Below are 20768 nucleotides of genomic sequence, written 5' to 3'. Positions count from 1 at the left end.
GAAAACATGGACTCTAAATGGAGATCCATGTTTTTTTAGTTCTTAATGCCTTGTTTTTCTCTATATTTATGAATAAATATTCCTAGGAGTAACTATTTTTTAGTTCACGTATACAAAATTAAATGTTATTATGTACCAGATAGCATGTGTATGCATGTGAATTGAACGTTGGTTAATATGTTTTTTGTCGAATCGTGTAGTAAGCTGTTAAGTTTGGTTAATGTAATTCAGGATAGGTGATCCCGGGAAGGAAAACACGGCATGAAGGTTAATCTGCAAGATCAGAGAAAAATAAGTTGGGTCGCTGTGTGCGGCTTATTGTGTTTCCTCGCAAGTCAATGGTTTCGTTCTTCTTCAAGCTCTGATCTGATCATATCGGGTTACCCGGTTTTGACACTCTTGGGTGGATTCGCTGCGGCAGCGGCTTGTATCGGCATCTACAATCAAAGCTGGTTGTTTCGGACACAGAAGCTAACTCTTCGGAGGACATTATTGACAACACTCTTTTTATTGATTGGTCTGTTTGAACTGGTTCATATTGTTTCATTTGCAGAAGAGATTCCAAATGGAGCCATGATGGAATCGGAGTTCTCCTTAATGATGTCAACCATGGGATCTTTGGTATGTTCCGTAGGTTTACTGCTCGTGTATACCTTAAATGAGAAAGAAATTGCATTACCACGCAAATTCTTACTGTTCAGTGGGACATTGGGTACCTTTGTTATTTTGTACATACTGGCTATTCAGGAATGGAGCATGTTACCAAGTATGCTTGATGGGGAAGTACTTGGTGGTATCTTCACCCGAGTTCATTTTATGGTCGGATTGCTCTATGGCATTATTGCAGTTCTGTTGTTTGTACAATGGAAAAAAACCAAAGATGGTGATTTACCAACCATTCTATGTGGCATTCTGTGTTTCTTTTTTGGTGAATGTTATTTTGTTTCAGCAACTGGGGTGAACGATCTCAATCTGTTATTAGGATTGCTGAGTAATTGCATGGCGTATTTTTTCATTCAAAAAGGGCTGTATACTTCTGTAGTGGACACGCCTTTTCTGCAACAGCAGGTCGCGGAAGCCAAGATGAACTATATTGCTCATCATGATGATGTAACGGGACTTCCCAACCGTCGTCGCCTTTCCCAGCGGTTGAAAAAGATGATGGATGATGCCGTGGTACAGGAACAGCTTGTTGGTGTATTGGTCCTGAATATTAATCGGTTCAAAACCATTAATGATTCGCTCGGACAGCAAGCAGCTAACCGGGTTTTGCGTCAGGTAGGTCAACGACTGAAACATCTGTCACTTCCAGGAGAAGAAGTCTTTGGATTGGGGAGAGATGAGTTTGCTTTAACGATGACAGATTTCAGTTCAACCGATACAGCGTTGCGTCGAACAAGATCCATTTTGCAACTTTTTGAGAAGCCCGTCTTGGTTGATGGCAATGAGTATCATCTTACACTTGGAATCGGGATGGCCATTTTCCCGCATGATGGAGAGTCACCACTGGAGATTATTCAGAATGCAGATACGGCTTTGCACAGTGCCAAGGAACAAGGAATGGAACTGAATCGTTTTGCCCATGCGATGCAGATGAAGGCACAGGAGCGTTTGCAGCTTGAGAATGATCTGCGTAAGGCGTTGGATCGAGGTCAGTTTTACTTGGTCTACCAGCCGCAGGTTAATCTGCAAAGTGGGCTAATCGTTGGCATGGAAGCCTTGGTGCGTTGGCAGCATCCGCAGCGAGGCTCGGTATCTCCGGCGGAATTTATTCCTCTGGCAGAAGAGAGTGGGCTCATTGTGCCACTTGGCGAATGGGTGCTTCGTGAAGCGTGTGCACAGAACAAACAGTGGCAGGAAGCCGGTTATCGTAAACTGTGTGTTTCGGTGAATCTATCGATGAGACAATTCAGGCATTCCCATTTGTTGGACAATATCAATGGCATTCTCAAAGAGACAGGACTAGAGCCTGTATGGCTTGAACTGGAGATTACAGAGAGCATGACATTTGACAAAGACCGGTCATTCGAACAGTTGCGCAAAATCAAAGAAATTGGTGTGCATATCAGTATTGATGATTTTGGAACGGGATACAGCTCGTTGCACTATCTGAAGGATCTGCCGATTGATCGGCTCAAGATTGACCGTTCATTCGTGAATGAAGTCATGGAAGACAGCAATAACGCCGCGATTGTATCTACCATCACTTCAATGGCGCATCATTTACAACTGAAAGTCACAGCTGAGGGCGTGGAGAACGAAGATCAGATGGTCTTTCTTCGCAATCAACACTGTCACGAGGCACAGGGTTATTTCTTCAGTAAACCGATTAAAGCCGCTGAATTTGAAAAGCAGTTTTTGAGAGATGTGGATAAGCCTACAGGATAGGGAACAGCGGGGGCGCGAGGGTGCTCCTGCTTTTTTTGATGGATGCGTAATGAAAAAAATGGGAAATATGACTTGCATGCTATAGAGGATCATGGTATATTATTGTTTGTAAAAACACTGTTAAATTCTAATGAACTTAACAATAAAATCTTCAATCATGCGGGTGTAGTTCAATGGTAGAACTTTAGCCTTCCAAGCTAATAGCGTGGGTTCGATTCCCATCACCCGCTTAACGAAGCAGTACCGGAGTCCTTGCGATGCAGGGGCTTTTTTTATTGCGCTAAAGGAAATCCCGTGGTAACAGCGATCAGAAGATTGTTCTGTCTTCGGAGTGGAGAGTAGTAAGTATTCTTTAGTTTAATTTATATAACCTTTGCTTTTTTACAATGATCTGGTACAATAACGGAGAAATTGATACTACACATGAATGAGAGGTAACCATACGTCCCATGAAGTAAAACACATGAATTGAACCCCAGTTAACTGCAGACGGTTTTATAACGCAGTCAGCCAGAGCGGCTGAGCAATGAGGGGATTCGTGTGTCCAAATTCAGCTATGGGAAAAGGTATGGAGCAAGTAAGCCTTGAAGGTTTACGTGTACCCTGTATTTTGGGTTTCTTTGTTCATGCCGTAGCTTACCTTAGATCTGTCTTTGAATGCTTGATCCAACCCTGAATTGCCAAACCGCCGGCTGATGCCAGCGGTTTTTTTTGTTCAGCAAAAAGGATGCAGGAAGGATGAGGCCTCATGATGACATTGGTACGCTTACATGAAGTATCAAAAGAGTGGAACGGTAATGAATTGTTTACAGGATTGAATTTGGAGATTAATGAGGGCGAACGACTCGCCATTTTGGGTCGAAACGGATGTGGCAAGACAACGTTGTTACGCATCATTTTGGGTGAGGAGCATGGTGGCGGACGGATAGAACGTCATATCCCTCAGCAGGAATGGGGGTTCATGCGCCAGCGCTCGGAGATTGAGGCCGGGATGAATGTACTGGATGCGGTCCGGCGTGAGAGCGGTCAGATCTATGAAGTAAAACGGAACTTGGAAGACCTGGAACAACGTCTGAGCATCAGCACTGAAGCGGATGAAGAACTGCTTGCAGCTTATACACAAGTGATGGAGCAATATGAACAGTTGAACGGTTATATGTGGGAGACTGAGGTAGAGAAAGTACTGACTCGTCTTGGATTATCCGCAGAGCATTGGAATAGACCCTATCATTCCTTGAGCGGTGGACAAAAAACAAAGGCTCGTTTGGCGGGGCTGCTTGTCAGCAAACCCAAATTCCTGATCCTGGATGAACCTACGAATCATCTGGATGAGGGAAGCATGCGCTGGCTTGAAGAGTGGTTATCCTCATATGAAGGTACGCTGTTATTTGTATCACACGATCGTACGTTTATTGATCAGGTAGCAACAGGCGTCATTGAGTTCAGTCCAGATGCCCTGACCAAATACAAGGGCGGATACTCCGACTACAAGATCCACAAAGAGCGTGAATTACGCGAACAGGAAACGATCTACCGCAGGCAGGAATTGGAACGTAAGGCGCTGGAAGAAACGATTCGAAATTATCAGGAATGGTTCCATAAAGCGCATAATTCGGCAACCGATGTGGAGGTGAAGATCACCCAGAGCTTCTACAAGGCCAAAGCCAACAAAAATATTTCACGATACCATGCGAAACAAAAACAGCTGGAGCGTTTGGAGCGGGAACGGGTGGATAAACCTCGTGAAGCTGCAAAATTGAACATGGAATTACAGATGAATCCACTGGCTGCACGCCAGCTGCTTGCGCTGGAAGAGGTGAGTTTTTCATATACGGGAGACAAACCATTGCTGCGCAATCTTCGAATTACTGTGGAACGCGGAGATCGGCTTGCTGTACGAGGTCCTAATGGAACGGGCAAGACAACACTGTTGAAGTTGATGATTGGTGAACTGGAACCTTTGCAAGGCAAGGTCACACGGCATCCACAGCTGAAAATCGGTTACTTTTCACAGGAGCTGGAAGGGCTTCCCGAAAATCTGACGTTGCTGGACAGCTTGCTTACCCTTCCATCCATGACACAAAGTGCGGCACGTACCATTCTGGGATGTTTCTTATTTTCCAGAGATGATGTGTTCAAGCGCATTGGGGATTTGAGCATGGGGGAAAAGTGCAGAGTGGCATTTCTGAGACTGTATTTTGGCGGAGCAAATCTGCTGGTGCTGGACGAACCGACAAACTACCTAGACATCGATACCCAGGAAGTCATGGAGAATGTATTAAAACAGGCTTCAGGTGCTTTGGTGCTTGTATCCCATGACCGGATGCTGACGAAGTCACTCGCGAATCGGTTATGCGATCTGGAGACTGGTGGCACAGCAACGCTGTTTGAAGGAGGTGTGTCGGATTGGGAGCAGTCCACCAAACTTCGGGAGGTTGCGCTGGAGACCCGGGAATCCGATGATGAGCGGTTACGATTGGAGATGCGACTATCGGAGTTGCTGTCTCCTGTAAGCACTGCTGGAAAAGACAGTCTGACACAGCCCGAGCATTCGAATGAGCGAGCAGTCGAGGCAGCTGAGATTCGGGAAATCCAGCAGCGCCTGAAACAATTGAAAGATAAGGGTGCAAGCATAAATTAGAACATGGACGGCTTGCTATTTCGATCTATTTTGCATATAATTATGAACGATCATCGATGATTACATCGATATGGGTTTAACTAACAAAGAAACGTGATGATGGAGATAAGTAAGCAGTGCCTCTGGACAGGGAGGAAGCGCCGTAGATTGAGAGCGTTTCTGTAGAACAAGGCTGCCGAAATTCACTCCGAAGCGGTTCCCTGAACCTGTTTGTGTGCAGACACAGAGGCAACAGTAGGGGCAAACGGTTAACGGTCGTTATTCCGTACAAAGTGAGACAGAACCAGTTGCAGGCCAGAAGGCCACGCAGCAATGGATGTCTAACAAGGGTGGTACCACGGTCTTTTCGTCCCTTCAGGGGAGAGAAGGCCTTTTTTTGTTGCAAAAACACCACAAAAAGGGGGCAATTACACATGAAAGAACGTTTAGAGGCATTGAAGATCGAAGCGCTGGAGCAGTTGTCTGGTGTGAATGATCCGCAGACGCTCGGTGATCTGCGTGTAAAGTATTTGGGGAAAAAGGGTGCATTGACTGAGATTTTGCGCGGAATGGGTGCACTTAGTGCAGAGGAACGTCCGGTTATTGGTCAAGTAGCCAACGATGTTCGAGCTGCCATTGAGGAAGTTATCGACAGCAAGCAGGATCAGTTCCAGAAGGAAGAGACGGCGAAACGTCTGCAATCCGAGAAAATTGATGTAACTCTGCCAGGACGTCGTGGACGTCAAGGCGGACTGCATCCACTGACCAAAGTGGTACAGGAGATCGAAGATATTTTCATCGGTATGGGATACCGCGTTGCGGAAGGTCCTGAAGTCGAAATGGATTATTACAACTTTGAAGCATTGAATCTGCCGAAGAATCACCCGGCGCGCGATATGCAGGATTCCTTCTATGTTACAGAAGACTTGTTGATGCGTACCCATACGTCTCCGGTTCAAGTACGTACCATGCAGAGCATGAAGGGCGAAGTGCCTGTCAAAGTCATCTGCCCAGGTAAAGTATACCGCCGTGATGATGATGATGCGACGCACTCTTTTCAATTCAACCAGGTTGAAGGATTGGTCATCAGCGAAAACATTCGTATGAGCGATCTGAAAGGAACCCTGCTGCAATTCGTGCGCGAAATGTTCGGTTCCCACACAGAAATTCGTCTGCGTCCAAGCTTCTTCCCTTTCACAGAGCCAAGTGCGGAAGTGGATGTAACTTGTGTACAATGTGGCGGCAGCGGCTGTCGCGTATGTAAGCAAACAGGCTGGCTTGAAATTTTGGGCGGCGGTATGGTTCACCCGAAAGTACTGGAAATGGGTGGTTATGATCCGGAGAAATACAGTGGTTTTGCATTTGGTATGGGCGTAGAACGTATCGCCATGCTGAAGTATGGTGTCGATGATATCCGTCACTTCTACAACAGTGATCTGACCTTCCTGAAGCAATTCGGACGGCTGTAACTTTACAATAAATAGATTAACGTATATAGAGCAAGCGTTATGAACCGGGAATACCAATTTATAGATGAAGGAAGTGAACGTCCATGAGAGTATCGACAGATTGGCTGTCTGATTATATTTCCCTTGAAGGTGTGACGCCACAGGAATTGGCGGAGAAAATCACCCGTGCGGGTGTCGAAATTGATGTAGTGGAGAACCGCAACAAGGGCGTGAATAAAGTTGTTGTAGGTTATGTGAAGAGCAAGGAGAAACATCCCGATGCAGACAAACTGAATGTATGTGTCATCGATGCCGGCCAAGAAGAAGATCTGCAGATCGTGTGTGGTGCGAAAAATGTGGATGCTGGCCAAAAAGTAGTCGTAGCCCTGGTTGGAGCGAAGCTCCCTGGTGGATTGGATATCAAAAAAGCCAAACTGCGCGGTGTTGTCTCCCTTGGCATGATCTGTTCCGCCAAAGAGCTGGGCATGAACGACAAATTGCTGCCGAAAGATCAGCAGGAAGGTATTCTCGTTCTGCCAGAACAAACGGAGGTTGGCACGCCAATCAGCCAGGTTCTTGGTCTCGACGATCATGTGCTTGAACTGGACCTGACACCAAACCGTTCCGACTGTCTCAGCATGCGTGGTGCAGCTTATGAAGTGGGTGCCATCCTGGGTCGTGAAGTGAAGCTGCCGAGTCCCAAAGACCAACTGGTTGAAGTTGGTAATGCAGCTGCGAATCATATCTCTGTAGAGATTAAGGCACAGGAGCAATGCAGTCACTATGCAGCTCGTTATGTAACCGGCATTAAGCTGGGTGCTTCCCCGCTGTGGATGCAAAACCGTCTGATGGCGGCAGGTGTTCGCCCAATCAATAACATCGTTGATATCACGAACTATGTCATGCTTGAATACGGTCAACCGCTACATGCATTTGATGCGGATAAGCTGGAAAAGGGCCATATTGAAGTGCGGATGGCCAACGAAGGCGAAACGATTGTTACACTGGATGGACAGGAGCGTAAGCTGGAGCCGCACATGTTGCTCATTACGGACGGCGTGAAACCTGTAGCCATCGCTGGGGTTATGGGTGGCGAGAATTCCGAGGTATCGGAAGGCACGGTGAATCTGCTCTTGGAGTCCGCCAAGTTCGACGGCGGAACCGTTCGGAAAACGTCGCGCCAACTGGGGCTGCGTTCCGAAGCAAGCATGCGTTTTGAGAAGGAAGTAGATCCGGGTGCGGTCATTACGGCTTTGGATCGTGCAGCTGAACTGATTCAGCGTTATGCTGAAGGTGAAGTGCACCAAGGAATCTTGGAAGCTGGAGCTGAAGCTGCGGAGAAACGTGTAATTCAATTGTCGCTGGATAGACTGAATCGTTATCTGGGAACCGATCTGTCTTTGCTTGAGGTAAAAACCATCTTCGCTCGTTTGCACTTTGCATGTGGTGATGCCGATCAAGGATTGCTGGATGTGGAAGTACCAACACGCAGAGGGGATATTACGCTCGACGTAGACTTGTTTGAAGAGATTGCACGCCTGTACGGATACGACAACATTCCAACCACATGGATTGAAGGACCAACGACTCCAGGGGCATATACACGCTCTCAAGCGATGCGTCGCACCATTCGTGGATTGCTCTCCGGCAGTGGCTGGCAGGAAATGATCAGTTACTCCTTTGTACACCCGGATAAAGCGACATTGTTCCCGGCGTTGACACAAGGCAGTAAAGCCGTGAAACTCGCGATGCCTATGAGTGAGGACCGCAGTGTGCTTCGTACGAGTATTTTGCCGCAAATGCTGGATGCAGCGGTGTATAACATGAACCGTAAACAGGATTCACTGGCTGTATTTGAAGTGGGCAATGTGTTCTTCACCGAAGAAGATCAGCTGACCAAGCAACCGCATGAGATTCCGGTACTGGGCTTGCTGCTCACCGGGAATCGTGCAAGCCAGCAGTGGAATGTTGGAGCAGAGAAAGTAGACTTCTTCGATCTGAAAGGTGCACTTGAGCATCTGTTCGCCTATGTGGGGCTTGAACAACGCATTCGCTTGGTAGCAAACAGCCCTGAAGGATTCCATCCGGGACGTTCCGCATCGGTTTATCTGGAAGGCAAGGATGGCGGGGAAGGCACATTGATCGGTACATTGGGTCAATTGCATCCGGAACTGCAACAGCAGTATGATCTAAATGATGTGTACATCGCAGAGATTGCACTTGAATCAATCTACAACGAAGCAGACGCTGACATTCGTTATCGTGAACTTCCGCGTTTCCCAGCCATGGAACGTGATATCGCGGTTGTTGTGAATGAGGATATTGAAGCTGGAGATATGCTTCGCGCCATTCGTGAATCGGCGGGTGAATTGTTACAAAACGTACAGGTATTCGATGTGTTTACTGGCAGTAAACTGGGTGAAAACAAGAAAAGCGTGGCGATGGCACTGGTATACCGGAATCGTGAACGTACACTGACCGATGAGGAAGTTACTGAAGTTCATGCCCGTGTAGTGGCTCGTCTGGAAGAGCAATTCGGAGCGGAATTGCGCAAATAGGACAAAAGAAGATTTTTTGAACAAAGATTAGCAGGAATTGTTTGAAGTCACATCGAATCCTTAGCATTAGAGGATCGATGTGACTTTTTTGTGATTACAGCTTAGAATCAACATACAGACTTGAAGGAGGGCACAACTGTGACTACACCTGATCGTACACGCGTCACCGTAGAGATCTACGGGACTTCCTATAAACTGGTTGGCAGCAGTGCCGACTATATGAAACAAGTAGCTAACCTGGTAGATGAGCGTATGGGCGCAATCTCCAAGCAAAATTCCCGTCTGGATACTCCGCGTATTGCGGTACTGGCGGCTGTACATATGGCTGAACAGTCTCTTCAGACTCAGGAAATCCGTAATGAACTGAAGATGCTTACTGGAGAACGTACAGAACTGAGAAACGAATTGAATCGGTTAAACGCCATACAAAATGAACATCAACAAGAATTGGAACGGCGTGACCAGGCTCTTGCTGATTTGCAAAAGCTGAAGATTGAAGCAGAGCAGGCGTTGCAAAAGTCCGAATTGGACAAAAATTCAGAGATAGCCAAGTTGAATACGCTGCTGGAGCAAGAACGCGCTCAAGCAACGGAGCGAGTGCAGAAATTGCAGGCCCAAGCGACGGCACAACTGAAGGAAGCAGAAGCCAAGGGAACGAAACAGCTGAAGGAAATGGAAGAGAAAGCGGCTAACCAGCTTAAAAATGCACAGGCACAGGCTGCTTCCCAGCTCAAAGAAGCTCAGAACCGTTCTGCAGCCGAATTGCAGCAGGCGCAGGCCAAAGCTGCGGCGCAATATAAAGAGCTGCAGGACAAGACTGCAGCTCAATTAAAAGAAGCCGAAAGCCGTGCCGTTGCAGAACGTCAACAGATTGAAGCCAAAGCTGCGCAGCAGGTTCAGACAGCCAAGGAAGAAGCCGAGTCGGCCATTTTGTCCGAGTTGGAGCAGGCAGAGAGCAATCTGAAGAAAGCTCAGGAAGAAGCAGCGCTACAGTATAACGAACTTCAGCAACAGATGGAACTTCGTCTTCAACAGGCTGAAGAAAAAGCGCTGCAACAGACACAAGAGCTCACGGATCAGGCGAATCAGGAACGGGCTGACTTGCAGGCACAAGCGGAGCAGAAGCGCCTGACTGAGATAAATCAGTTGAATGCGGAGTTTAAGGCGTTATCCGAGCAGTTGGAACTCGAATGGATGGAGAAAGAAGCGGCCCTCGAGGAACAATTACAGCAAGTCAAGGAAGCAGCAGCGTCCCAGGCGAAAGAAGCCGAAGCGGCGGCAGAGGCCTTATTGCAAGAAGAACAGGGCAAGCTCAAGCAGCAACTTGAGGAACAACGTAAACAGGCGGAGACTCGACTATTAGATGTCGAAGAGCAATTAGAAGAAGTGATGACCCAGCTCATCAGTGCACAGGACATGGTTGCTGAACAAGAACAGCAACTTCAGCACGAGCGTGGTCAATTGGAATCGTTACGTCATGAGCATGGGGTCCGTAAACAGGAGCAGGAAGTTCAGACTCGCCGAATCACGGAACTGGAGCAACAACTGGAGCAGTTGAAAGAGGACCGTTCCCAGTTGCAGGAGCTTCTGCGTGAAACGGAACAGGCTGCCCAGCAATCCCGTGATTCACAGGAACAATGGAAGCAGAAGTATAATGAAACTGTGGATAGAGAAACCTCTCTCACAGCACAGCTACGCAAACTTCAGGAGCAACATGCACAGCTTGAACAGGAAGTTCAAAAGCTTCGTGAGGCTGAAGTGAAGTCGGAAGAGGAACAGCGTAGGTTGCATAAGGTGCTTGAACAGGCTCATGCCGCGGTGCGTACATTGCAGAATGAGATCGGCACGCTTACGGAACGTGAGCAGTCCTGGAAGGACCTTGCTGAGCAGCGATTGGCTGAGATCGGGGACCTGGAGAATCAGATTCTTGAAGTTGCTGAACAAAATGAAACGTTGGAGTCTGGTGTGCAATCCCTTCATGATGAATTGTCCGTGGTGAAGGAAGAGTCTCGTTTCAACCATGAAGAGGCTGTGCAATACCAGAAGGATGCAGAGCTTTTGGAAGAGAAACGCAATCAGCTTGAAGTTGAGCTAAATGTTGTTCGGGAAGAGCTGAACCGACTTCAGGATAACTATAAACAAATCCGTAATGATTACAGTGATGCATTACAACGGGAAGAGAATTATAGTTCCAAGCTGGATGAATTGAGCAAGGAGAAACAAGAGATTGTGAGCGCACTTGAAGAAGCGAGACAGTCTTCAGCTAAACTTTCCGAGCGCTACTCGGAGCAAGAGAGCCGGCTAGCCCAGACTGAGGAAGAAGCGTTGGAGTGGCAGATCAAATACGAAGAACTGTCAGCCAAACAGACCGAGTTGGCATCCCGTCTGGAGCAGTTGACAAGACGTGAAGAAGAACTTCGCTCAAGCGTTGAACAAGCAGAGCAGAACGATCAGGTATGGCAACGCCGTGCAGATGAATGGGCGGCTCAGGAACAATCCTGGCAGGAACGCTGGGCTGCACTTGAGAATGAACTGACGGTTTGGAAGAGAGAAAGTGCGGCAAGTAGTGAGTTGCTGGAGGGACTGGAGCAAGAACGACAGCAGCTGGACAAGTTACGTGCAGAAGCGACCCAAGAGAAAGAGATCATGGAAACGGAACTGCTTGAGATGGGGGAGCGTTACGAACTAGCGGCCAATCAATTACGTTTGTTACAGGTTGAACGTGAAATGGAGCAGGAGAAGGCAGAGCAGCTGAACACGGAATATCGTCAGTTGCATGATGAATATACGAAATTGCAGACGGAATATAACGAATGGATTGAATTGATTGAACAGGACCAGACCTAGCGTAATGAATGTAGCAGAACTGGCTCGTGGGCAACGTACTCTGGTACAATTTGTTATACTAAAGAAGGAGCTCCCGTCGCTGCGGGGGCTCCTTGTCTTGAATACTATTCTTCAACGATAATTTTGGAGATCATGCTGCTGTGTCCTGAACCACAGAAGACGGAACAGGACATTTCAAACTCACCAACTTTGTCCGGGGTTATGACTTTGGAGCTATTTCTGGTATCCAGTTGAAGATTCAGCTCAGGCACAAGGATACCGTGATTTCCGTTTTCATTTTCATAAACAATGTTGACTGGAACGCCTTTTTTAAGATGGTACTCATGTTGATCGAATTCATAGTTACTCGCCTTGATGACCAATTCTTCACTGGCTGTAACTCCAGCATCAGCATCGGATCCATTGCTGCCAGATTCTGCGGACTGTTTCGCTCCTCCACATGCAGTGAGGACCAGAATTAACATACAGGCAGCAAGCCATGTTATGCCTTTCTTCATCATGTGCCTCCTTAAAGCGTGATTTGGATAAAATTTGAATGATTGCTCCAGTCATCATACCGCAATATGTGGATGCCTGTACACGCTGCGTATGTCGTTTTTTTGAAAATTGAACGTGTACGGCAGAGCGTGCGTACTGCCCGAATGAAATAAACCCCTTCCGGCACAGGGCCTTCAGAGGTTTAGGAGAATTCATGGGGACGTTAAGGTGAAGTGGAGATTAACTTTTGGAGCTTCGTCCGGCATCAAAAGGGGTGGATACCGGGATGAAGAGATCGATAATCCCGATGACCAGCGCAGCGAGAATGGCACCGAGCAGGCTGACTTCAACATGATCTACAACATATTGACCAAGCCAAATCACCAGTGCGCTAACGATAAATCCGACAATACCGCGACCAAACGGGTTGACTCTTTTGCCGAAGATACCTTCAACGATCCAGCCGAGCAGGGCAATGACGAGAGCAAGCAACAGGGCGCTCCAGAAGCCACCAACGGCGAATCCGGGAACGATCCAGCTAACCACCATTAATACAATTGCAGCGATGATAAATCGCACGACATGTCCCAGAAAATTCATGGTGTTTACCTCCTTTTATTCGGATTGAACTGAGCAGGGCAACTCCAAGGGGATGGAGAGGTTGCACAGTCCTGACACCTGTAGTTTGTGGTGCTATGGTTGAAGTTATGTGTGGAAGGATTCGTTAAATAGCGTAAGAAAGTTTCTTTCGTTATAATACAGATATAGTTTGGAAGGAGTTGTACACTTGGACACGAAAATTTTACACACACTGGAATATCGCAAAATTTTAAATACATTGCTTAGCTTTGCTCAGACAACCATGGGAAAAAAGAAAGCGGAGCAACTTGAACCAAGCAGTGAACTTGAAGAAGTGAAACGGTTGCTGCAGCAAACTGATGAAGCCTTCACATTTGATCGTCTAAAAGGCTCACCGTCGTTTGGAGGAATTGTAGATATTACGGCTTCCATCAAACGTGCTGAAATTGGAGGCACACTTAACCCTCACGAACTTTTGGGAATATCCAATACAACCTTTGCGGCGCGGCGATTGAAACGTCAGATTGGTACTTTGCATGAAGATGAGCCCATCGAATCTTTGTTCTATATCAGTGATCAACTGTCAGAGCAAAAAACGCTTGAGGATGCCATCAAAATCTGTATTGACGATAATGCAGAGGTTGCCGACAGTGCAAGCGTAACGTTGGCGCAGATTCGTCGTGAACTGCGAGGCGGAGAAGCGCGGATTCGCGAAAAACTGGATTCCATGATTCGATCCTCTACCGTATCCAAGATGCTTCAGGATCAGCTCATCACCATCAGAGGAGACCGTTTTGTTATCCCGGTGAAAGCTGAATATCGTTCGTACTTTGGCGGGATTGTGCACGATCAATCTGGTTCGGGTGCGACATTGTTCATTGAGCCGGAATCCATTGTTGCAATGAACAACAAATTACGCGAAACCCGGATTCGGGAAGAACGCGAAATAGAAATTATTTTGCAGAAATTGACAGCACTTGTCAGTGAGCAGGGAGAGTGGCTGTTGTATGATGTCGACTTGCTGGGATCACTTGATTTTATCTTTGCCAAAGCACGTCTGGCTCGTGAACTGAAAGCAACATTGCCTCGCATGAATGACCGCGGATTCATCAAACTTAAAAAAGGTCGGCATCCGCTGATTGCGATCGAAAACGTGGTTCCAATCGATATTGAGCTGGGCAATGATTACACATCCATTATCGTGACAGGTCCGAATACGGGTGGTAAGACGGTAACACTCAAAACGATTGGATTGCTGAGCCTGATGGCTATGTCCGGTTTATTTGTTCCGGCTGAGGATGGCAGTCAGTTATGTGTATTTGATGCGATCTATGCAGACATTGGGGACGAGCAGAGTATCGAGCAGAATCTGAGTACTTTCTCCAGTCATATGACCAACATCATTCGCATTCTGAAAAACATGACGCCGAAAAGTTTGGTATTGCTCGATGAACTTGGAGCAGGGACAGACCCGGCTGAAGGTTCTGCACTGGCGATCTCCATGCTGGAGCATATGCACCGGACGGGATGTCGCATGGTTGCAACAACTCACTACAGTGAACTGAAAGCATACGCATATGAGCGTAAAGGTGTCATTAATGCCAGCATGGAATTTGACATCAACACACTGAGCCCGACCTATCGCCTTCTGGTGGGTGTGCCTGGACGAAGTAATGCATTTGCCATTGCAGAGCGACTGGGACTGCCGGGTTACATTCTCGACTACGCCCGTGGCGAAGTGAAGGAAGAGGATCAACGGATTGAGCACATGATTGCTTCTCTTGAAGAGAACCGTCTTACGGCTGAACAAGAGCGTGAGAAGGCAGAGAGTTTGCGCCAGGATATGGAGAAATTACGCAGTCGTCATCAGACCGAACTGGAGAAGCTGGAACAGCAGCGTGATCGCCGGATTGAAAAAGCAGAAGAAGATGCACGCAGCATTGTGGAAAAGGCTCGCGCGGAAGCGGAGAAGATTATAGCAGATCTTCGCCTGTTGGCTATGGAAGAAGGTGCTTCCGTGAAGGAGCACAAACTCATTGCTGCCCGCAAACAGCTGGACGAGGCAGAACCGGAGAAACGCCGGAAAACGGTCAAGAAGACGGCAACCACGCCGAAGACTCGTGCCATCGGTCCTGGTGATGAAGTGCTTGTCTACAGTTTGAATCAAAAAGGCCATGTTGTAGAGATGGCGGGCAGCAAAGACGCTATGGTACAACTGGGGATTATGAAAATGAAAGTATCCCTGGATGACCTGGAACTGCAGCAGTCGGCTCCCGCAGCCAAACCGAAACAAAAACCGGTAACAGGTATGAAACGTACACGTGATGACAATGTGAAAAGTGAATTGGATCTGCGTGGTACCAACCTGGAAGAAGCCCTGATGGAGACAGACCGGTTCATTGATGAAGCTTTCCTTGCCAACCTGGGCCAAGTTTATATTATTCACGGTAAAGGTACAGGAATTTTACGTTCCGGTATTCAGGATTACCTGCGTAAGCATAAACATATTAAAAGCTACCGGCTGGGCAATTACGGAGAAGGCGGGAACGGTGTGACCGTCGCAGAATTGGAATAGCCGGTCCATGAATCAATGATATTCTGCGACCTTATTCATGAAGGTCGCAGATGGGGAGAGGGGAACGGTGCGTGATAGAAAGCATTGACCAATTGCTATCTCATCCCTTGGGGATGGTACTCGGTTTTTTCTCGGTAGCGATTATGGAGCTGCTTGTATTTCTGGCTTGCTTCGAACTGGTGACTAAGTATAAATGCTGGACTGAGATCAAGAAGGGCAATGTGGCCGTTGCGATGGCTACAGGAGGTAAGATCTTCGGGATCTGCAACGTATTGCGGTTCTGCATACAAGCAAAATCTTCGGTATATGAAGCCATGACGTGGTCGTTTGTAGGGTTTATCCTTCTGCTCATTGCCTATTTTTTGTTCGAATTCCTGACACCCGTGTTCTCCATTGATAAGGAGATCGAATCGGATAACCGAGCTGTCGGATTGATATCCATGATTATTTCAGTCTCGCTGTCGTTTGTTATTGGCGCGAGCATTATCTAGGGGGACCGGTCATGAAGATATTGATACGGATTCTGTTTGCGGCATCGATCGTGTTTTTTGCCATCGGTGTGATCTATGTAATGAATACATGATGATTTGAAGAGAGAGGTTGATTCAATATGGAAACAACAATATGCCCTTGGTGTCAGACGGAGATTGTATGGGATGAGGAACTCGGTCCTGAAGAAGAGTGTCCATACTGCCACAATGAATTAAAGGGATATCGAACGCTCAACATTAACATCGGTGACGAAGAGAACGATGAAGCTGAGGACGACATCTATGATGTGGATGATGTAAAGGATGAGGAGCAGACTACGGATCTTTCGGATCTGTGGGGGGATGAAGTTGAACTCAAATTGCCGGAGTTGCGAACGTTGACCAAATATGCGGATGAAGGTAATGATCTCATTCAGTATGAACAAGGTGTTCAGAAGCAACTTGATCATCAGGAAGAAGTGCCTGAGTGCCCGAATTGCCGGGAATTCATGATTCTCGCAGGTACGCAAGCTACAACGCAGGATAACTTCATACCAGTTGCTAACGCAGCTTCAGGTGAAGGATCACTATTGTCACCACCGTTTAAAGTATTGACCTATGTATGTTCGGGATGTTTCCAAGTTCAATACAGTCTGTCTGAGGAAGATCGTCTGCGTCTGATTAAGAACCTAAGTACGCAGGAATAAACATTTCGGAAGATTCTAACCAATTTCATAGCAATCCTGAAGATTCATCATGTTTTCCTCTTGCTTGGGGCACGTTAACCCTAAGACCTACCTGTACACAATTCACTTCAGGTGGATGAAGGAGGAGCAGATGAAGATTACTTTAGGCCGACAATCCATTCTGCTTTTGGGCGTGAATGGATTGTTTGCGTTAGCCGGAGCGTTGTCGGGAACCTTTTTGAATGTGTTTCTGTGGAAAAGCCGTCCGGATTATGCCATGTTGGGGTGGTTCACTCTCAGCCAGCAACTGGCCATTGGACTGACATTCTGGCTTGCTGGCAAATGGGTCAAGGAACACAATAAAATGAGTGCACTACGATTAGGTACTGCGCTGTCCGGCATATTTTATATGATAGTCCTCTGGGCTGGTTCCAAAGCTGTAGACTGGATATGGCCTCTGGGTATACTACTGGGTTGTTCCCTGGGGCTATTCTGGATCGCATTTAATGTTGTGTATTTTGAAATAACGGATCGGGAAAACAGGGATCTATTCAATGGCTGGGTTGGGTTACTTGGTTCGATGACCGGAATTATAGGTCCATGGTTCTCCGGTCTGATTATTACTCGCATGACAGACAACACAGGATATCGGCTCATCTTCACGGTATCACTCGTTATTTATGTCATAGCGGTAGTTTTCAGTTTTTTTCTGAAAAAAAGAAAGGTGAGCGGTACATACCGCTGGTCAGAACCTTGGATACAGCTATCCAAGCGGGATAGTCCCTGGAGGACCTTAGGCTTGGGGTTATTCGCTCAGGGTGCCCGTGAAGGTGTCTTTGCCTTCCTGATTGCACTGCTTGTATATTTGGCTACCGCACAGGAGTACAAATTGGGGCAGTTCTCACTCATCACTTCAGCTGTGGCACTAGTAAGTTATTGGGCAGCTGGGAAATGGTTCAAACCACAGTATAGATCAAAAGGCATGTTCATCGGAGCCCTCATTCTGCTCGTTGTGCTTCTTCCTCTTCTCTGGAAAGTGACCTATGGAACGCTGTTAATCATGGGGATTGGGAGTGCTGTTGCGATGCCGTTATATGTACTACCGATGATATCAGCGGGATTCGACATGATGGGCACAAGTGGCGAAAATGTGGAGAAAAGGGTTGAACTTGTCGTTTTGAGAGAGTTATGCCTGATGCTTGGCAGACTATGTGGGTTGGTCATATTTATTGTGACAGTCTTAAATGCTCCGTCTCTACGCATGTTAACCTGGCTTATTATTGTCCTCGGTGCTTCTCCGCTAATTGGATGGATCTTTATGCGCAAGTTATTGAACCAAACGGAAGGGCAAGAGCCCTCGGCTTAGCAGGCTTCCCAATATATAGACAGGGTACAGCGGCGGGAAAAGAGAACTTTCCATGTGCTGTACCCTGTTTGTAGTTGTATTGGTTCAGTTGTTGGTTATACAGGAGATGGTTTACTTGTACGTGTGAGAGAGAACAGATCCATATCAGGGTTTTGTTTGCCCGTAATGGCATCCACAATTAAGGAAGCAGCAATCATACTGTATACGGTCCCGTTACCTCCATACCCTTCTACAAAGTACGAATTCGGATAGTCTGGGTGTGGACCGATTAACGGAAGACCATCATGGGTGCTTCCAAAGACAGCCTCCCAAGCGTAATCGACTTCGAGATCAGGTAATGGGAAATACTCGGCAATCTTTTGTAACAAAATCTCACCTTTATGAACCGCCTTGATCGCCCGTTGTTCTTCTCGAGGACGATTCTCATCAAGTCCACCTGCAATAATTCTTCCGTCTGGAGTAGTGCGCATATATAGATAAGGTCGTTCGGTCTCCCATATCATGCATTGCTTGTACCAGCTGCTGAGATCCTGTAGTGGCTTGGTAGCGATAGCATAGGTGCTTTGAAGGTATGCGCCTCTATCCTTTTTAATTTCTTGTGTTTCATAGCCTGTTGAGAAAATAACATGTTTGGCACGTACAGTGCCAAGAGGTGTGTAACATAGGACACCATTTTCATCATAATCACAATGGGTGAATTCACTATGAGCATAGACTCTTGCTCCTTGACGTGAGGCTGAGTGGAATAGTGAGTGAACCAAACGATACGGATTAACCTCAGCATCCCCGCTTGTGTATAATGCAGCACGTTTGCTGAACGGGAATAGTGCACTAATTTTTTCCTGATCCCACAGCTCCACATCAAATCCATAATGTTTCAGGTTACGATATTCTTCCTCTAGCAACGATACATCTTCCTCGTGACTGGCACAATAAAGACTTGTGCGAGGCACAAACCAAGGATCTATCTCAAGCTTCGATGAAATTTTTTCGAGATGGTGCATGGCATCCCGGCATAATTCGTAGAATCGAACACCACGTTCTTCTCCAAATGTCTGGATACAAGAGGTGAGCGTTTTGTCATTCGTATATTGGAGCAGGCCCGTATTTGCCATACTACTGCCATAACCGATATCTCTTTTGTCAATAACAACGGTGTCAATCCCCTGATCCGTCAAAAGCTTAGCAGACAACGCGCCTCCCATTCCACCACCGATGATTAGACAATCACAGGACAGGTTTTCTTGCAAAACAGGATAATGGGGATGGGAAGCAAAGGTAGTTGGCCAAAATGTTTTTCCGTTAATAAGTTCCATAATTGATCACCTCTGTTGAATATAGTTGAAGTATACTTTTTCGGGTTAGGGTAACAATAAATTCGCAATAACTTTAGATTAAGGAGGTCAGATATACATGCAAAACTCACAAATGCAAGCACTGAGCCCCAAGGAACTGAACTATATTGCGGATTCAATTTCCAATGAGGAAATGTTAATCAAACAATGTGCAGCTACAGCCTCCATCACACATAATCCGCAAATTCAACAGGCGCTGAATCATTATGTTCGCTCACATGAGCAGCATCTGAATACTCTTGTCAATACGTTACAGCAACATCAATCTCTTGCACCAGCGCAATCACAGTAAAGTTCAAAACATGACAAGTTATTTCAAAGTATAGGAGGAAAATACGTGTACACTCAATCTTTGTCATCTGGTGGAAATTTTATGCAGGAGCAGGATCTGCTGAAGTCGATTCTTGCAGATTTAAGACGAACCTCACGCGAATATACAACTGCGACAACGGAAGCTTCCTGCCCCATGACACGTCGAATGTTCACAGATCTGACGAACGATACCCTAAGATTACAAGGGGAACTGTTCAATCTGATGCAGCAAAACAACATGTATTCTGTCTCATCCAAGGCACTTCGTCAGGATGTGGACAAGCAAATTCAGTCCGCCCACCAGACCCAACAAAAGTGTCAGCAATTCATCCAGGAAAAGAATTCGCAGAACAGTTCATATAGCCAAGCTCCTAATGTGCCTCAGCATCAACCGAATAACGGTAACCCTTATTACATGTAACCTTTGCAAAAGAGGTTTGAAGCACCTAACGTTCCAGGACCATACCACCGCTTGCCTGAATTCAGGGCAGGCGGTCTTTTGTCTATGCATCAACGTCAAATTCATGTAATATAAGTATTAATTCATTTTCAGGAACCTGGATGATGCTGGAGGGAAAACCATGAAAGATTTGAACGATCTGCAATTAAAAGTTCTGGATCTGCTGAAGGAAGACGCGAGAAGGACTCCCGCACTGCTGTCGACGCTGCTGGGGGAGTCGGAAGACAAGATTAAGAACGCCGTGGCACAGCTAGAACAAGACCACGTTATCGTAAAATACGCAACCGTCGTGAACTGGAGCAAAATAGATGATGAGAAAGTAACGGCCCTGATTGAGGTGCAGATCACGCCGGAGCGTGGTCGTGGCTTTGAAGGGATTGCCGAACGCATTTATCTCTATCCGCAAGTGAAGTCCGTATATCTCATGTCTGGTGCATACGATCTGCTCGTTGAAGTGGAAGGTGGCAACCTGCGTGAAGTCGCTAATTTTGTGTCAGAGAAACTGTCTCCGATAGACTCTGTACTTTCAACCAAAACGAATTTTATTCTTAAAAAATATAAGCAGGACGGGATTATTTTTGAAGACCATCAGGAAGACAACCGTCTCATGATCTCGCCGTAAAGGAA

15 protein-coding genes and 1 tRNA gene are annotated in these 20768 nt (G+C 46.7%); 13 read left to right on the top strand and 3 right to left on the bottom strand.

Annotated elements, in window-relative coordinates; all coding sequences use genetic code 11:
• Positions 1–261 precede the first annotated feature (261 nt).
• The 6 genes from BLS69_RS14965 (at position 262) to BLS69_RS14940 (ending at position 11861) form a co-directional block, all read left to right on the top strand.
• Positions 262–2388, top strand: a complete 2127-nt coding sequence (locus BLS69_RS14965) for a bifunctional diguanylate cyclase/phosphodiesterase (RefSeq protein ID WP_091032783.1) — start codon at positions 262–264, stop codon at positions 2386–2388.
• 159 nt (positions 2389–2547) lie between these two features.
• Positions 2548–2618 (top strand) — tRNA-Gly (locus BLS69_RS14960).
• Between the two features lie 518 nt (positions 2619–3136).
• Positions 3137–5029 (top strand): ribosomal protection-like ABC-F family protein, encoded by a 1893-nt coding sequence (gene abc-f, locus BLS69_RS14955; RefSeq protein WP_091032780.1) that lies wholly within the window; start codon positions 3137–3139, stop codon positions 5027–5029.
• A gap of 413 nt (positions 5030–5442) precedes the next feature.
• Positions 5443–6477 carry a phenylalanine--tRNA ligase subunit alpha gene (gene pheS, locus BLS69_RS14950; protein ID WP_017689641.1) on the top strand — a complete coding sequence of 345 codons (1035 nt, stop codon included), beginning with the start codon at positions 5443–5445 and terminating at the stop codon, positions 6475–6477.
• An 83-nt stretch (positions 6478–6560) separates the two neighbouring features.
• Complete coding sequence (pheT, locus tag BLS69_RS14945) at positions 6561–9014, top strand: phenylalanine--tRNA ligase subunit beta (protein ID WP_091032778.1); 2454 nt, start codon at positions 6561–6563, stop codon at positions 9012–9014.
• Between the two features lie 138 nt (positions 9015–9152).
• Complete coding sequence (locus tag BLS69_RS14940) at positions 9153–11861, top strand: cell division protein ZapA (protein WP_091032776.1); 2709 nt, start codon at positions 9153–9155, stop codon at positions 11859–11861.
• A 104-nt stretch (positions 11862–11965) separates the two neighbouring features.
• Here BLS69_RS14940 and BLS69_RS14935 read toward each other — a convergent pair whose 3' ends face one another.
• Both BLS69_RS14935 and BLS69_RS14930 read right to left on the bottom strand, forming a co-directional pair.
• Entirely contained in the window at positions 11966–12358 is a 393-nt protein-coding gene (locus BLS69_RS14935; protein ID WP_091032773.1) for a cupredoxin domain-containing protein, read from the bottom strand.
• A gap of 220 nt (positions 12359–12578) precedes the next feature.
• Positions 12579–12938: a phage holin family protein gene (locus BLS69_RS14930; protein ID WP_017689637.1), complete on the bottom strand. Its 360-nt coding sequence runs from the start codon at positions 12936–12938 to the stop codon at positions 12579–12581.
• A 187-nt stretch (positions 12939–13125) separates the two neighbouring features.
• Between BLS69_RS14930 and BLS69_RS14925 the strand changes: the two genes are divergently transcribed.
• The 4 genes from BLS69_RS14925 to BLS69_RS14910 all read left to right on the top strand — a co-directional run bounded on the left by BLS69_RS14925 (position 13126) and on the right by BLS69_RS14910 (position 18014).
• Complete coding sequence (locus BLS69_RS14925) at positions 13126–15492, top strand: endonuclease MutS2 (protein WP_091032771.1); 2367 nt, start codon at positions 13126–13128, stop codon at positions 15490–15492.
• A gap of 113 nt (positions 15493–15605) precedes the next feature.
• Entirely contained in the window at positions 15606–15983 is a 378-nt protein-coding gene (locus BLS69_RS14920; protein ID WP_283945688.1) for a DUF350 domain-containing protein, read from the top strand.
• Positions 15984–16102: 119 nt separating this feature from the next.
• Positions 16103–16669, top strand: coding sequence for a hypothetical protein (locus tag BLS69_RS14915; RefSeq protein ID WP_091032768.1), 567 nt, complete (start codon positions 16103–16105; stop codon positions 16667–16669).
• A 130-nt stretch (positions 16670–16799) separates the two neighbouring features.
• A complete protein-coding gene (locus tag BLS69_RS14910) occupies positions 16800–18014 on the top strand; it encodes an MFS transporter (protein ID WP_091032766.1) in 1215 nt (404 codons plus the stop codon).
• Positions 18015–18109: 95 nt separating this feature from the next.
• Here the strand turns inward: BLS69_RS14910 and BLS69_RS14905 are convergent, their stop codons facing one another.
• Entirely contained in the window at positions 18110–19330 is a 1221-nt protein-coding gene (locus tag BLS69_RS14905; RefSeq protein ID WP_091032763.1) for an NAD(P)/FAD-dependent oxidoreductase, read from the bottom strand.
• 97 nt (positions 19331–19427) lie between these two features.
• Between BLS69_RS14905 and BLS69_RS14900 the strand changes: the two genes are divergently transcribed.
• From BLS69_RS14900 to BLS69_RS14890, 3 genes are all read left to right on the top strand, one after another.
• Complete coding sequence (locus BLS69_RS14900; protein WP_091032761.1) at positions 19428–19661, top strand: hypothetical protein; 234 nt, start codon at positions 19428–19430, stop codon at positions 19659–19661.
• Between the two features lie 45 nt (positions 19662–19706).
• A complete protein-coding gene (locus BLS69_RS14895; RefSeq protein WP_091032758.1) occupies positions 19707–20102 on the top strand; it encodes a spore coat protein in 396 nt (131 codons plus the stop codon).
• A 160-nt stretch (positions 20103–20262) separates the two neighbouring features.
• On the top strand, positions 20263–20763 hold the full coding sequence (locus tag BLS69_RS14890; RefSeq protein WP_024628343.1) for an Lrp/AsnC family transcriptional regulator: 501 nt from the start codon (positions 20263–20265) through the stop codon (positions 20761–20763).
• Positions 20764–20768 lie beyond the last annotated feature (5 nt).

This window comes from Paenibacillus sp. CF095 (genome assembly GCF_900101225.1).
In the GTDB taxonomy this organism is placed as follows: domain Bacteria; phylum Bacillota; class Bacilli; order Paenibacillales; family Paenibacillaceae; genus Paenibacillus.
Note: the sequence above shows the minus strand (reverse complement) of the source record. Positions and strands in the feature narration are given on the sequence as shown.

Excerpts from the sequence above, each read along its gene's own strand:
- pheS (WP_017689641.1), top strand. The coding sequence starts at position 5,443 with ATGAAAGAACGTTTAGAGGCATTGAAGATCGAAGCGCTGGAGCAGTTG.
- BLS69_RS14900 (WP_091032761.1), top strand. The coding sequence starts at position 19,428 with ATGCAAAACTCACAAATGCAAGCACTGAGCCCCAAGGAACTGAACTAT.
- BLS69_RS14920 (WP_283945688.1), top strand. The coding sequence starts at position 15,606 with ATGGTACTCGGTTTTTTCTCGGTAGCGATTATGGAGCTGCTTGTATTT.
- BLS69_RS14965 (WP_091032783.1), top strand. The coding sequence starts at position 262 with ATGAAGGTTAATCTGCAAGATCAGAGAAAAATAAGTTGGGTCGCTGTG.
- BLS69_RS14915 (WP_091032768.1), top strand. The coding sequence starts at position 16,103 with ATGGAAACAACAATATGCCCTTGGTGTCAGACGGAGATTGTATGGGAT.
- abc-f (WP_091032780.1), top strand. The coding sequence starts at position 3,137 with ATGATGACATTGGTACGCTTACATGAAGTATCAAAAGAGTGGAACGGT.
- BLS69_RS14905 (WP_091032763.1), bottom strand. The coding sequence starts at position 19,330 with ATGGAACTTATTAACGGAAAAACATTTTGGCCAACTACCTTTGCTTCC.
- BLS69_RS14930 (WP_017689637.1), bottom strand. The coding sequence starts at position 12,938 with ATGAATTTTCTGGGACATGTCGTGCGATTTATCATCGCTGCAATTGTA.
- pheT (WP_091032778.1), top strand. The coding sequence starts at position 6,561 with ATGAGAGTATCGACAGATTGGCTGTCTGATTATATTTCCCTTGAAGGT.
- BLS69_RS14890 (WP_024628343.1), top strand. The coding sequence starts at position 20,263 with ATGAAAGATTTGAACGATCTGCAATTAAAAGTTCTGGATCTGCTGAAG.
- BLS69_RS14935 (WP_091032773.1), bottom strand. The coding sequence starts at position 12,358 with ATGAAGAAAGGCATAACATGGCTTGCTGCCTGTATGTTAATTCTGGTC.
- BLS69_RS14910 (WP_091032766.1), top strand. The coding sequence starts at position 16,800 with ATGAAGATTACTTTAGGCCGACAATCCATTCTGCTTTTGGGCGTGAAT.